At 64.2% G+C, this 12,995-nt stretch carries 13 protein-coding genes; 3 read left to right on the top strand and 10 right to left on the bottom strand.

Translation table 11 applies throughout. The annotated features are described in order from the left end of the window. Positions 1-6: 6 nt before the first annotated feature. From EDE08_RS11840 to trxB, 5 genes are all read right to left on the bottom strand, one after another. Positions 7-153 carry a hypothetical protein gene (locus tag EDE08_RS11840; protein WP_162131096.1) on the bottom strand — a complete coding sequence of 49 codons (147 nt, stop codon included), beginning with the start codon at positions 151-153 and terminating at the stop codon, positions 7-9. A 128-nt stretch (positions 154-281) separates the two neighbouring features. After that, positions 282-431: a hypothetical protein gene (locus EDE08_RS38380; RefSeq protein ID WP_165935876.1), complete on the bottom strand. Its 150-nt coding sequence runs from the start codon at positions 429-431 to the stop codon at positions 282-284. Between the two features lie 170 nt (positions 432-601). Continuing rightward, positions 602-1,510 (bottom strand): 4-hydroxy-tetrahydrodipicolinate synthase family protein, encoded by a 909-nt coding sequence (locus EDE08_RS11835; protein WP_165935875.1) that lies wholly within the window; start codon positions 1,508-1,510, stop codon positions 602-604. 442 nt (positions 1,511-1,952) lie between these two features. After that, entirely contained in the window at positions 1,953-2,876 is a 924-nt protein-coding gene (locus EDE08_RS11830) for a LysR family transcriptional regulator (protein ID WP_028178742.1), read from the bottom strand. Positions 2,877-2,880: 4 nt separating this feature from the next. Beyond that, a complete protein-coding gene (trxB, locus tag EDE08_RS11825; protein ID WP_131869256.1) occupies positions 2,881-3,846 on the bottom strand; it encodes a thioredoxin-disulfide reductase in 966 nt (321 codons plus the stop codon). Positions 3,847-4,112: 266 nt separating this feature from the next. Between trxB and EDE08_RS11820 the strand changes: the two genes are divergently transcribed. After that, positions 4,113-4,592 (top strand): Lrp/AsnC family transcriptional regulator, encoded by a 480-nt coding sequence (locus EDE08_RS11820; protein WP_028178740.1) that lies wholly within the window; start codon positions 4,113-4,115, stop codon positions 4,590-4,592. A gap of 150 nt (positions 4,593-4,742) precedes the next feature. Here EDE08_RS11820 and greA read toward each other — a convergent pair whose 3' ends face one another. From greA to EDE08_RS11805, 3 genes are all read right to left on the bottom strand, one after another. After that, positions 4,743-5,216 carry a transcription elongation factor GreA gene (greA, locus tag EDE08_RS11815; protein ID WP_035710309.1) on the bottom strand — a complete coding sequence of 158 codons (474 nt, stop codon included), beginning with the start codon at positions 5,214-5,216 and terminating at the stop codon, positions 4,743-4,745. 214 nt (positions 5,217-5,430) lie between these two features. Continuing rightward, positions 5,431-8,895 (bottom strand): carbamoyl-phosphate synthase large subunit, encoded by a 3,465-nt coding sequence (carB, locus tag EDE08_RS11810; RefSeq protein WP_131869257.1) that lies wholly within the window; start codon positions 8,893-8,895, stop codon positions 5,431-5,433. Positions 8,896-9,310: 415 nt separating this feature from the next. Next, on the bottom strand, positions 9,311-10,012 hold the full coding sequence (locus EDE08_RS11805; RefSeq protein WP_131869258.1) for a class I SAM-dependent methyltransferase: 702 nt from the start codon (positions 10,010-10,012) through the stop codon (positions 9,311-9,313). A gap of 105 nt (positions 10,013-10,117) precedes the next feature. Between EDE08_RS11805 and EDE08_RS11800 the strand changes: the two genes are divergently transcribed. Next, entirely contained in the window at positions 10,118-10,639 is a 522-nt protein-coding gene (locus EDE08_RS11800; protein ID WP_028178735.1) for a Dps family protein, read from the top strand. Positions 10,640-10,760: 121 nt separating this feature from the next. On the opposite strand, the gene EDE08_RS11795 is transcribed toward EDE08_RS11800, so the two are convergent. Then, entirely contained in the window at positions 10,761-11,282 is a 522-nt protein-coding gene (locus tag EDE08_RS11795) for a cupin domain-containing protein (RefSeq protein ID WP_165935874.1), read from the bottom strand. Positions 11,283-11,428: 146 nt separating this feature from the next. Between EDE08_RS11795 and EDE08_RS11790 the strand changes: the two genes are divergently transcribed. After that, on the top strand, positions 11,429-11,644 hold the full coding sequence (locus EDE08_RS11790; RefSeq protein ID WP_131869260.1) for a hypothetical protein: 216 nt from the start codon (positions 11,429-11,431) through the stop codon (positions 11,642-11,644). Between the two features lie 38 nt (positions 11,645-11,682). Here EDE08_RS11790 and carA read toward each other — a convergent pair whose 3' ends face one another. Then, entirely contained in the window at positions 11,683-12,873 is a 1,191-nt protein-coding gene (gene carA / locus EDE08_RS11785; protein WP_131869261.1) for a glutamine-hydrolyzing carbamoyl-phosphate synthase small subunit, read from the bottom strand. Positions 12,874-12,995: the final 122 nt, after the last annotated feature.

The raw sequence follows: 12,995 nt of genomic DNA, 5'->3' as shown, positions 1-12,995 counted from the left end.
GACGAGCTACGCCACCATCAGCATGTAGAACACGATGACCGGCGACAGGGTCAGGATCACCGACCAGATGCCGGCGGCCCAGAGAATGTCCTCGGTGGTGAAGCCCTGCTGTCCGGCGTCGTAATGCGACGCCATTTCATTCTGACTATTCACAAACGCCTCCGCGATTTCTTCGCTTATGGGCGTCAGTGTTAGCGGGGATGTTTTAAGATCCGGATCGCAGCTGCCCCGGTATTTTGAACGCAGGTGCTACCGCGGATTAACCATCCCGCGCGCGTCCGTCAGCCGACCAGCCAGAGGCGAAACAGCAGCACCGGCATCAGGCCGAGCATCACCGCCCAGAATCCGAACGACGACACCACCAGAATTCCCTGCAAGAGATCGGCCGGCGCGAATTGCCGCGCGGCCGTAGGCCGGATGCGATGTCCCATGGTCATTCCCCCTCTGTAGGTCCCGGAGGGTAGGCGCGATTGTGTAAACGGGCCGTGGATGCGCGATGCGGCAACAGCGAAGGCCGTTGATGCGCGGTTAACCACAGTCTCCTCTTGCCCTCTCCAACAAGCGGAGAGGGCAGCGCAGCGAGCGCGTTGAGAGAGAGCCGCTACGCCGCGACCTTCGTCCGCCGCTCGATCTCGCGATCGATCGCGGCTGCGAGCTCGCTACTCACTTCAACCATCGGCAGGCGCACTTCGGGGCTGTCGATCAGGCCGCTGCGCCACAGCCAGTACTTCGCCGGCGCGGGGCTCGGCTCGGTGAACAATAGCCGCGTCAGCTCGGCGACCTCGTCCCAGCGCGCCAGCGCAGCATCATGATTGCCGCGCTTCAGCTCGGCATGGACGGCTGCGAACGTCGCGGTCTCGACATGAGCCGACAGCACGATGCCGCCGTCGGCGCCGTCGCTGAGCGCCTCGAAATAGTTGGCATCCTCGCCGGTGAGCACGCGGAATGCCTTCGGCCGGTCGCGCAGCAGCGCGATCGACTGCTCGCGGCTCGCGCCGCAATCCTTCAGGCCGACGATGTTCCTGTGCTCGGCGAGCCGCAGCAGCGTCTGGTTGGTGATGTTCACGGCGGTGCGATAGGGGATGTTGTAGAGCACAATCGGCCATGCCGCGTGGTCGGCAAGCGCCTCGAAATGCGCCAGCAGGCCGCGCTGCGACGGCCGCACGTAATAGGGGCTCGCGATCAGGTAGCCGTCGATCGGCCAGTCCGCGGTTTCGTCGAGGCGCTCCTTCAGCCGCGCGGTGTCGGCACCCGAGAGCCCGAGGCAGATCGGCATGGTGCGGCCGCCGGCCGCCATCTCGTCGCGCACCACGGCGACGAGACGTTCGAGCTCGGCCTCGCGCAGCGTCATGCCTTCGCCGGAGGTCGCGCCGAGGATGAAGCCGTCGACGGCACCCGCGCCGTAGTGCCGCGTCAGCCGCCGCAGCGATCTCTCGTCCAGCGCGTCGCCGTGAAATGGCGTCACCAGCGGCAGCCACAGCCCGTGCAAGTGATCTTCAAGTCCGGTCATGTTCCATCTCCTTCTCGGGAAACCTGAGACGGAGGGCACATGAAAAAACCCCGTCCAGGCGGCGGGGTTTTCGGGATTTGCAGCGATGACGAAGTCAGCTAGTGCGCGCAAAAATCCGAGGTCCCCGGATGGGGACCTTTTTTCGAGACGACTGCGCACGACTTCGTGATCATGCGCAAATGATGCGGGGTATGCCTGGAACTGTCAATACACGCGGAGGGCGAAGGCCGGATGCGACAGAAAAAAAGCCGGACCCGAAGGGCCCGGCTTAGGTATTGGCCACGTGAGGCCGACACAATCACCTTCCAAGAGGGATTACTGAACACCCGCGCCACTGGAGGAGGGGGACAAATGCGCAACGCGAAGGCTCAGCGTGCAAACATTATGGGCTTGGCCAGCGTCATGCAGCAACAGCCGAGGCCGCATGTCAGTCATGCGGAAATCAGGACGGCCAGCGCTGCGCCTTGCTCACCACGAAGTCGCGGAACACCTGCACGCGCGCGACCGTCTTCAATTCCTCGGGATAGACGAAGTAGGTGTCGAGCTGGATCGAATCCGACTCGCCGAACAGTTGCACGAGTTTGTTCTGTTCCTCGACGAGATAGTCCGGCAGCGCAGCGATGCCGAGGCCCTGCTGACAGGCGCGCACGAGACCGAGGATGTTGTTGACCTTGAAATAGGCTTCGCGCGGGCCGGAGCCGTTGCGTCCGGCTTCGATCAGCCAATTGCGATTCTGAAGATGCGGCGCGAAGCTGCCGTCGCTCAGCGTGATGATGCGGTGGGAGTCGAGCTCCTCCAGCGTGCGCGGCGTTCCGAAGCGCTTGATGTATTCCGGCGAGCAATAGGCGTGGAAGCCCATCGCGAACAGCTTGCGCTGGATCAGGTCCGGCTGCGTCGGCTTGCGGGTGCGGATCGCGACATCGGCCTCGCGCATCGACAGGTCGAGCTCCTCGTCGGTGACGATCAGCGAGATGCGGATCTCCGGATAGAGCGCGGTGAACTCGCCGAGCCGCGGGATCAGCCAGTTGATGCCGACGCCGGGCGTGGTGGTGATCTTGAGGTCGCCGCTCGGCCGCTCGCGGCTGTCGGTCAGCTTGGCGCGCGCCGCCTGCAGCTGCATGAACACGTCATGCGCGGTGCGGAAGAGCAGGTCGCCCTGCTCGGTGAGGATCAGGCCGCGGGCGTGGCGGTGAAACAGCGAGACCGAGAGCTCCTGCTCCAGCGCCGAGACCTGGCGCGAGACCGCCGATTGCGACAGGCCGAGCTGCTCGCCCGCATGCGTGAAGCTGCCCGCTTCCGCCGCCGCGTGAAACACCTTCAGCTTGTCCCAATCCATATCCGTAAATCCGTCGCGTGTTCGAGGCATGATGTTATTCCGCTGCCGCGCGCTCGCTGGCGCGAAGGGCCAAGAAACGTTCGGCTTCGAGTGCGGCCATGCAGCCGAGGCCGGCGGCCGTCACGGCCTGGCGAAAGGTCTCGTCGGCGACGTCGCCAGCGGCGAACAGGCCGGGCACCGAGGTGGCGGTCGAGTTCGGGGCGACCTCGACATAGCCCGACGGTTTCAGCTTGACCTGGTCCTTGACCAGCTCCGTCGCCGGCGCGTGGCCGATGGCGATGAAGACGCCGTCGGCCTTCACGTCCGTGAGCGCGCCGGTCTTGACGTTCTTGAGCCGGACATGGGTAACCTTGTTCGGGTTCTCGGTGCCGCAGATCTCGTCGACGGCCGAGTCCCAGATCACCTTGATCTTCGGGTGGTTGAACAGGCGCTCCTGCAGGATGCGCTCGGCGCGGAAGTGATCGCGACGATGCACGATGGTGACCTGCGAGGCATGGTTGGTGAGGTACAGGGCCTCCTCGACCGCGGTGTTGCCTCCGCCGACCACGATCACGTCCTTGCCCCGGTAGAAGAAGCCGTCGCAGGTGGCGCAGGCCGACACACCGCCGCCCTGGAACTTGGCTTCGGACGGCAGCCCGAGCCAGCGCGCTTGCGCGCCTGTGGCGAGGATCACGGTGTCGGCGAGATAGACGTCGCCGCTGTCGCAGGTGAGGCGGAACGGCCGCTGCGCCGTCTCCAGCCTGGTGACCAGATCGGTGACGATCCGGGTGCCGACATGAACCGCCTGCTTCTCCATCTGCTCCATCAGCCAGGGCCCCTGGATCACGTCGGCGAAGCCCGGATAATTCTCGACATCGGTGGTGATGGTGAGCTGGCCGCCGGGCTGGATGCCCTGGATCAGGATCGGCTCGAGCATCGCCCGCGCGGCATAGATCGCCGCCGTGTAGCCAGCAGGGCCGGAGCCGATAATAACGACCTTTGCATGAACGGGAGCGGACATTTCGATGGACGCCTTTCACGGGGGATTTGCAGCGCGGGCGCGGAAGGTGCCGGGAGGCCTCGCGGAGGCGCTGAAATATCAGAGCTAATCTAAGCCTTCTGGTGAGCTATGCAAGAATTGCATTCCCTCTCGGCGGTTTTTTCCAACAGGGAACAAAAGTCGATTGCGTTGCACGCGCAATAAAATTGCGCTGCCCGTGCCGACTGGGCTATGAGGATTTCGACAAACCATCCAATACCGCTGCAAAGGGCAGGAGTTCCAATCACGTGTCGCGGAACCTAGACGAGATCGACCTGAAGATTCTCACCGAGATTCAGGCCGACGGTCGAATCACGAATGTCGAACTGGCCAAGCGCGTCGGCATCTCGCCGCCCCCCTGCCTGCGCCGTGTCCGGGCGCTGGAGGAGGAGGGCTACATCCACGGCTATCGGGGCCTGCTCGACGCCCGCAAACTCGGCTTCGACGTCACCGTGTTCGCGGCCGTGCACCTGTCCAGCCAGGCCGAGGCGGATTTGCGCGCTTTCGAGGATTTCGTCCGCGCCGAGCCCCTGGTGCGGGAATGCTGGATGCTGTCGGGCGAGGTCGATTTCATCCTCAAATGCGTTGCGCCTGACATGGCGACTTTCCAGGATTTCGTCACGCACCTGACTGCCGCGCCACATGTCCGCAACGTGCGGACCTCGCTGGTGCTGCACAATTCGAAGTACGAGGCGGCCGTGCCGCTGGATGTGAAGGGAAGAAGGTAGGCTTCCCGTTCTCGTGCCCCGGACGCAGCGCTTCGGGACACGAGAGATGCTGCTGCTCCACGCTCCGTCATAGAAGCTACACGCAGATACGAAAGAGGCCGCGCATCGCGCGGCCTCTTGAAAACATCGTCACACGCAGGCGGCAAATCCTTACCGCCACTCCACCTTGGTGATCTCATACGCCTTGGCGCCGCCGGGTGCGTTGACTTCGACGGTCGATCCCTTCTTCTTGCCGATCAACGCGCGCGCGAGCGGCGAGGTGATGGAGATGCGGCCCTTCTTGGCGTCGGCCTCGACCTCGCCGACGATCTGCCACACCGTCTTCTTCTCGGTGTCCTCGTCGACCAGCGTCACGGTGGCGCCGAACTTGATGGTGTCGCCGGAGAGCTTGGAAATGTCGATGATGTCGGCGCGCGCGAGCTTGTCCTCGAGCTCGGCGATGCGGCCTTCATTGTGGGACTGCTCTTCCTTCGCGGCATGATATTCCGCGTTTTCCGACAGGTCTCCGTGCGAGCGCGCCTCCGCGATATGCTCGATGATCCGCGGACGATCCACGGACTGGCGCTGCTTCAATTCTTCCCCGAGCGCGACAAAGCCGGCCTGGGTCATCGGAACCTTTTCCATCGTCTCTCTCGTCCTTCGATCGTGCGCCCCAAACGCGGGTGGGCGCCGCAACCTTGATTCGTCAGTGTTTCCGGAGCCCAACGCGGGGACTGCCGGACGTTGACAGATATGGGCTTTTAGCGCCGGAACAGAACCACCACCTGGCCGGACAGTTCCTCCGGCCATTGTGGCTTCATCGCCAATCACTTAGCAGCGGCTTCGCCGGAGCTAGCGATCAGGTTTCCGAAAAGTAGCTCTGCAGGGTACGAACCTCAAGATCCCCGCCCAAATAGGCGCGGATGCCCTGCGCGGCCGCCACGGCCCCGGAAAGAGTGGTGTAATACGGCACTTTATGCAAGAGGGCCGCGCGCCGCAGCGAACGGCTGTCGGCCAGGGCCTGCGGGCCTTCGGTGGTGTTGAAGACGAGCTGGACATCCCCGTTGGTGATGGCGTCGACGATGTGCGGCCTCCCCTCCAGCACCTTGTTCACCTTTTCGGTCGGGATGCCCTGGTCGGTCAGGAAGCGCTGGGTGCCCGATGTCGCCAGCACCTTGAAGCCGAGCGAGTGCAATTCGCGAACGGCTTCGGCGATGCGCGTTTTGTCGCTTTCGCGCACCGACACGAACACCGTGCCCTTTCGCGGCACCCGCGTGCCGCCGCCGAGCTGGCTCTTGGCGAAGGCCACCGCAAACGAACGGTCGATGCCCATGACCTCGCCGGTCGAGCGCATCTCGGGACCGAGCACCGTGTCGACGCCGGGGAAGCGCGCGAACGGGAAGACCGATTCCTTGACGCCGACGTGCTTGAGCCTGGCCTTCTTCAGCTTGAAATCGGCGAGCTTCTCGCCCGCCATGATGCGCGCGGCGATCTTGGCGACCGGCGTGCCGACCACCTTGGCGACGAACGGCACCGTGCGCGAAGCGCGCGGATTGACCTCGAGCACGTAGATCTCGCCGTCCTTGATGGCATATTGCACGTTCATCAGGCCGATGACGTCGAGGCCGAGCGCGAGCTCGCGGGTCTGCCGCTCCAGCTCCTCGATCATCTCAGGCTCGAGCGAGTGCGGCGGCAGCGAGCAGGCGCTGTCGCCGGAATGGATGCCGGCTTCCTCGATGTGCTCCATGATACCGACGATGAACGTGTCCTTGCCGTCGGAGAGGCAGTCGACGTCGATCTCGGTCGCGTCCGACAGATAGCGGTCGAACAGCAGCGGGTTCTTGCCGAGCACCGTGTTGATCTGCCCGGTCTTGTCGTTCGGATAGCGCGCCTTGACGTCGGCCGGCACCAGCTCCGGCAGCGTGCCGAGCAGATAGTCGTTCAGCTGGTTCTCCTCGCGGATGATCTGCATGGCGCGGCCGCCGAGCACGTAGGACGGGCGGACCACCAGCGGCAGGCCGAGGTCGGCGGAGACGAGCCTCGCCTGTTCGACCGAATAGGCGATGCCGTTCTTCGGCTGCTTGAGACGAAGCTTGTCGAGCACGCGCTTGAAGCGGTCGCGGTCCTCGGCGAGGTCGATGGCGTCCGGCGAGGTGCCGAGGATCGGCACTTCGGCGGCCTCCAGCGCGCGCGCCAGCTTCAGAGGCGTCTGGCCGCCGAACTGCACGATCACGCCGTGCAGCGTGCCCTTGCTGCGCTCCTTCGCGATGATCTCCAACACGTCCTCGGCGGTGAGCGGCTCGAAATACAGCCGGTCGGCGGTGTCGTAGTCGGTCGACACCGTCTCCGGATTGCAGTTGACCATGATGGATTCGTAGCCGGCGTCATGCAGCGCGAAGCAGGCGTGACAGCAGCAATAGTCGAACTCGATGCCCTGGCCGATGCGGTTGGGACCGCCGCCGAGAATGATGACCTTCTTCTTGTCGGACGGCGTGCTCTCGTCCGCCGGCGCGCCCGCAAACGGCGCCTCATAGGTCGAATACATGTAGGCGGTGGGGGAGGCGAATTCAGCCGCGCAGGTGTCGATGCGCTTGTAGACGGGGCGAACGCCGAGCGCGTGGCGCTTCGCCGTCACCTCCGCTTCCGTCGTCTCGGCGAGCACGGCGAGGCGTGCATCGGAGAAGCCCATGGCCTTGAGCGTGCGCATGCCGAAGGCGTTGCCCGGCAGGCCGTTCTTCCTGACCTTCTCCTCCATGTCGACGATGCCGCGCATCTCGCCGAGGAACCAGGGATCGATCTTGCAGGACTTGAAGATGTCCTCGTTCGACCAGCCGAGCCGCATGGCCTGGGCGACCTGGAGCAGACGGTTCGGCGTCGGCGTGCCGAGCGCGGCGCGGATGGCATTCTTGTCGTCGTCGCGGCCGAGGCCCTCGATTTCGATCTCGTCGAGGCCGGTCAACCCGGTCTCGAGCCCGCGCAGCGCCTTTTGCAGGCTTTCCTGGAAGGTGCGCCCGATCGCCATGACTTCGCCGACCGACTTCATCGACGTGGTCAGCGTGGTCGAGGCGCCCGGGAATTTCTCGAAGGCGAAGCGGGGCACCTTGGTGACGACGTAGTCGATGGTCGGCTCGAACGAGGCCGGCGTGGCGCCGCCCGTGATGTCGTTGGCGATCTCGTCCAGGGTGTAGCCGACGGCGAGCTTGGCGGCGACCTTGGCGATCGGAAAACCGGTGGCCTTCGAGGCCAGCGCGGAGGAGCGCGACACGCGCGGATTCATCTCGATGACGACCATGCGGCCGTCTTCGGGATTGACGCCGAACTGCACGTTGGAGCCGCCGGTCTCGACGCCGATCTCGCGCAGCACCGCCAGCGAGGCGTCGCGCATGATCTGGTATTCCTTGTCGGTCAGCGTCAGCGCCGGCGCCACCGTGATGGAATCGCCGGTGTGCACGCCCATCGGATCGAGGTTCTCGATCGAGCAGACGATGATGCAATTGTCGTTCTTGTCGCGCACGACCTCCATCTCGTACTCTTTCCAGCCGAGCACGGATTCTTCGATCAGCACTTCGTTGGTGGGAGACGCATCGAGGCCGCGTTCGATGATGTCGAGGAACTCTTCCTTGTTGTAGGCGATGCCGCCGCCGGTGCCGCCCATGGTGAAGGAGGGGCGGATGATCGCGGGCAGGCCGATCTCGGACAGTGCCATCATCGCCTGTCCGAGCGCATATTCCTGATAGCGCTTGCGGCGGTCGCCTTCGCCGAGTGTCCATTGCCGGTCGAGCTCTTCGAGCGCCGCGCCCGACAGCTTCTCGCGTTCGGCATGGTATTTGTCGCGGAACGACTTCTTCAGCTCGGACGCGTTGGCGAGCCGCGACTTCGGCGTCTGCAGCCCGATCTTCTCCATGGCGTTGCGGAACAGCTGGCGGTCTTCGGCCTTGTCGATCGCGTCGGCGGTGGCGCCGATCATCTCGACGTCGAACTTCTCCAGTGTGCCCTGGCGGCGCAGCGACAGCGCGCAGTTCAGCGCGGTCTGTCCGCCCATGGTCGGCAGCAGCGCGAAGCCGCCGGGAACGACGTGACGTTCCTTCTCGATGATCTTGGCGACGATCTCGGGCGTGATCGGCTCGATATAGGTCGCATCGGCCAATTCCGGGTCGGTCATGATCGTGGCCGGGTTGGAATTGACGAGGACGATGCGATAGCCCTCTTCCTTCAGCGTCTTCACCGCCTGCGTGCCCGAATAGTCGAACTCGCAGGCCTGGCCGATCACGATGGGACCGGCGCCGATGATCAGGATGGTCGAGATGTCGGTTCGTTTGGGCATCACCGCTCACGGGCTGGAATCTGGGCACAAAAAAAGGGCGCGCTTGCCGCGCGTCCCCATTTGGCGAGAGCGCGGGGTCTCCCTCGCGCGCGGGTGGGTCTTAGACCAGTTTTAGGGGCGGCGAAACCCCGAAAAATGCCCATCAACCGCCAATTTTGCAGGGGTTTGGGGGGTGCCAGCCGGCAGTCCGTCTTCGCTTGCGCTTCGCTCCAGCTACGCCGGACACGCTTGGCCCCTACGGGCCTTGCGTGGCTGCGCCACGCGTAGCCCCGCAGGGGCCAAGCGTGGAGACCCGGCCTGGATTTGAACCAGGATGAAGAGCGATGCACCGCCCCCGCGTAGACACTTCCGCCACCGGGCCATCAGGATTATTCCCGATCGGCGTGTGACAAGCTACCATGGCTGGTTTTTATGCTTAACGGACCAGAGATGGCCGGGCGATGAAGGTCATGCGCCAGCGATTGTGGCCGATATTGCCTTGGGCGCGCTGGACCGCGAATCCGGCCGCCTTCAGCTTGGCGGTGATCTCGTCCTCGCTGTAGCGCTGCAGCCCGATTTTCGAACGCAGCTGCCGGTAATCCGACAGCGCGGTGCTGATCAGCCCGATCAGCGCGTCCTTCAGGAAGCCGTGGCGCAGGCCGAAGCCGAGCAGGGCCATGACGTCCCTGCCCATGCCGACATTGGGCTGGAGAATGTCGCCGAGCACCAGCTTGCCGGAGGGCTTCAGGATACGGCGGATGTTGAGGAGGGCGGCGTCGAGCTCCTCCGGCGTCATGTATTGCGCGACCGAGTTCATCACCACGAGGTCGATCGACTGGTCCTGCATCTTGCGGATGTCGTCGAGCGAGCGGACGCGGATCTTGGTGTTCGGGGCAAACCGCGCGATCAGCCGCCCACGCACGCCCGGCGCAGGCTCGGCCAGGATCAGCTTGCCGCAGGCGGCCGCCACCTCGTTCGCCGACAGCGCTTCCCCACAGGCATAGTCCAGCACCGTCGCATCGGGCGAGGGGATGTAGCCGATGATGTCCCGCGCAATGATCTGGAAGTGCAGGTCGCGATGCAGCTTGCTGACATAGATCGTATGCGTCGAGTCGTAATAATCGATCCAATCGTCCATGGTATCCCGCCCAGCGGTTCCTATCTAGGAACCGGCGCTGCCCGCCTTGCGTTAGGGGTGCGACGGCGCGCCGTCAATGTCCGCGTCCTAACAGGAAGGTCTCCCGTGAGCAAAACCAGCAAGGTCTCGCCCGATCTCGATACACCCACTGACCTGTCGTCCGATGGGGTCAAGAAGGTCTCGGAGGCGCTCAACGTGCTTCTGGCCGACGCGTTCGCGCTTTACCTCAAGACCAAGAATTTCCACTGGCACATCAGCGGCCGGCATTTCCGCGATTACCACCTGCTGCTCGACGAGCAGTCCGACCAGATCTTCGCCACCACCGACCAGCTCGCCGAGCGCGTCCGCAAGATCGGCGGCACCACGCTGAAGTCGATCGGCCAGGTCGCAAAGCTCCAGACCATCAAGGACAACAACGAGGACTACGTCCCGCCGCGCGAGATGCTGCGCGAGCTGATGCAGGACAACAAGCACGTCGCCGCCGCGATGCGCAAGGCGCACGAGGTCTGCGACGAGGCCGGCGACGTCGCCAGCGCCAGCATCCTCGAAAACTTCATCGACGAGACCGAGCGCCGCACCTGGTTCCTGTTCGAGGCGACCCGGCAGGAAGGCGCGAACGAGGCGTAGGCCACAGGCTGCAAGGGTGGGTTAGATTAGCCGAAGGCGTAACCCACCTCTTCTGCTTCCGCGGATATTGACAGTGGTGGGTTACGCTTCGCTAACCCACCCTGCTGGACCGTGCTTGTGGCTACCGCCACAACCGCATCAATGCGCCGTCCTTCCCCGTCACGGGATCGGCCGGCGGCAACGCAACTTGTGGAATCGTCTTCAGCGCTTCCGCATGGTTTTCCGGCGTCGCCCGCGTGATCTCCATCTTTGCGCCCGGCGGATAGGCGCCGATGACGCAGAAATCGTCGCTTGCCTGGATGCATTGATGACCGGTACCGGCGGGCAGGATCGCGACGTCGCCGGCCTTGATCTTAAGCTCCCGGCCATGATCGCCGCCGAAGCGGACGCTTGCACTGCCGCGTGCAACTCCGAGCACCTCATGCACCGTCGCGTGATAATGCAGATAATCGTAGACGCCGTTGCGCCATGTCCCGCCCCAGCCGTTCGCTTCGAACAGGTTTTCGATGGTCGCTTCCGGGCGCTTCGGGTCGAGCTTCACTGCGCCCTGGTAGACCAGGAACGGAAGGATGTTGTTCGGCACGAGGCCATCGTCTTCGAACACGATGGCGAGCGGCTCGGCATTGTCGCGGACGACGGACATGGGGGCCCCTAACTGGCAACGGACCGGAATCAAGAGAGCGTAGGCCCTCTTGTTCCTCACGACACTCCATATGCCGGCTTGACCGAGATCAAGGCGCTGGCGGCCAATGGCGGGCACGCAGATCGAAGCGAAGGAGGGGGAACGCCATGTACGCATCCGACGTTGCGCAGCGTCATTTCTCGGCGGCCGTCGACGAGGCGGAGACGGCCGGCCTCGGGCACGAAGCCGTCTGCCGGGCGTTGCTCGGTTTGGTGATTTCGAAATATCTGGAGACGAGGTCGGTCGCCGACATCCAGGCGGAGCTGCGCTTCATCGCCGAGAACTGCGATCCCGACACGGATTTGATGTTCATGCGTCCGTGACGGTCGGGCCCGGCGGACTCATCCGCCGGGTGGTCGCCTTATGCGCTCTTCCTCTGCCGCATCAGGTCGGCGAAGCGCTGGAACAGGTAGTGCGAGTCGCGCGGGCCAGGTGAGGCCTCGGGGTGGTACTGCACCGAGAACACCGGCTTGCCGTCGAGCTGGATGCCGCAATTGGACCCATCAAACAAGGAAATGTGGGTCTGCGTCGCGCCCTTCGGCAGCGTCGTCTCGTCGACGGCAAAGCCGTGGTTCATCGAGGTGATCTCGACCTTGCCGGTGGTCTCGTCCTTGACGGGGTGATTGGCGCCATGATGGCCCTGGTGCATCTTCTTCGTCTTCGCGCCGACGGCGAGGCCCAGCATCTGGTGGCCGAGGCAGATCCCGAAGGTCGGCGTGCCCGACTTGATCACGTCCCGGATCACGGGCACGGCATATTTGCCGGTCGCAGCCGGATCGCCCGGACCATTGGACAGGAACACGCCGTCCGGCTTCATCGCCAGAATGTCCTCGGCTGAGGTCGTTGCCGGCACCACCGTCACCTTGCAGCCGACCCCGGCGAGCAGGCGCAGGATGTTGCGCTTGATGCCGTAGTCGATCGCGACGACGTTGAATTCCGGATTCTCCTGCCGGCCGAAGCCTTTGTCCCACAGCCAGGGCGTCTCGTCCCAGCTGAAGCGCTGGCCGGAGGTGACCAGCGGCACGAGATCCATGCCCTCGAGGCCCGGCCATTCCCGCGCTTCCTCCTTCAGGCCATGCAGGTCGAACTCGCCGGTCCTGGAATGCGCGATCACTGCGTTGGGCATGCCCTTGGAGCGGATCAGCGCGGTCAGCGCGCGGGTGTCGATGCCGGAGAGGCCGATGATGCCGCGCGCCTTCAGCCAGCCGTCGAGATGCTTGGTGGCGCGGTAGTTCGAAGGATCGGTGATCGCGGTGCGCAGGATCACGCCGCGCGCGCCCGGCGTCGCCGCCATGTTCACCGTCTCGATGTCGTCCTCGTTGGTGCCGACATTGCCGATATGCGGGAAGGTGAAGGTGATGAGCTGTCCGGCATAGGAAGGATCGGTGAGGATCTCTTCATAGCCGGTCATCGCGGTGTTGAAGCAGACTTCACCGACGGCGTGGCCTTCGGCGCCGAGACCGAAGCCCTCGAGCACCGTGCCGTCGGCAAGCACGAGGAGCGCGGTCGGTTTGTGGTCCGGCCAGGCGGTATCGTTGTCATGTTGTGTCATGAGCCCGCTTCATAGTCCCCGCAGGCGCCGGCGTCAAAGCGGAGAAGCGCCGATTCACATGCGTTTTTGCATATTTGACAGCCCGTCTCGGGCACTTAAGCTCGGCCGCACAATTTCCGGCA

The organism is Bradyrhizobium sp. R2.2-H (genome assembly GCF_004346455.1).
GTDB classification, from domain to species: domain Bacteria; phylum Pseudomonadota; class Alphaproteobacteria; order Rhizobiales; family Xanthobacteraceae; genus Bradyrhizobium; species Bradyrhizobium diversitatis.
The sequence above is the reverse complement of the archived record's forward strand: the minus strand, read 5'-3'. Positions and strand labels throughout refer to the sequence as shown.

Bases quoted from the DNA above. Each gene is read 5' to 3' on its own strand.
- EDE08_RS38380 (WP_165935876.1), bottom strand. From the start codon at position 431: ATGGGACATCGCATCCGGCCTACGGCCGCGCGGCAATTCGCGCCGGCC.
- EDE08_RS11835 (WP_165935875.1), bottom strand. From the start codon at position 1,510: ATGACCGGACTTGAAGATCACTTGCACGGGCTGTGGCTGCCGCTGGTG.
- EDE08_RS11830 (WP_028178742.1), bottom strand. From the start codon at position 2,876: ATGCCTCGAACACGCGACGGATTTACGGATATGGATTGGGACAAGCTG.
- trxB (WP_131869256.1), bottom strand. From the start codon at position 3,846: ATGTCCGCTCCCGTTCATGCAAAGGTCGTTATTATCGGCTCCGGCCCT.
- greA (WP_035710309.1), bottom strand. From the start codon at position 5,216: ATGGAAAAGGTTCCGATGACCCAGGCCGGCTTTGTCGCGCTCGGGGAA.
- carB (WP_131869257.1), bottom strand. From the start codon at position 8,895: ATGCCCAAACGAACCGACATCTCGACCATCCTGATCATCGGCGCCGGT.
- EDE08_RS11805 (WP_131869258.1), bottom strand. From the start codon at position 10,012: ATGGACGATTGGATCGATTATTACGACTCGACGCATACGATCTATGTC.
- EDE08_RS11795 (WP_165935874.1), bottom strand. From the start codon at position 11,282: ATGTCCGTCGTCCGCGACAATGCCGAGCCGCTCGCCATCGTGTTCGAA.
- EDE08_RS11790 (WP_131869260.1), top strand. From the start codon at position 11,429: ATGTACGCATCCGACGTTGCGCAGCGTCATTTCTCGGCGGCCGTCGAC.
- carA (WP_131869261.1), bottom strand. From the start codon at position 12,873: ATGACACAACATGACAACGATACCGCCTGGCCGGACCACAAACCGACC.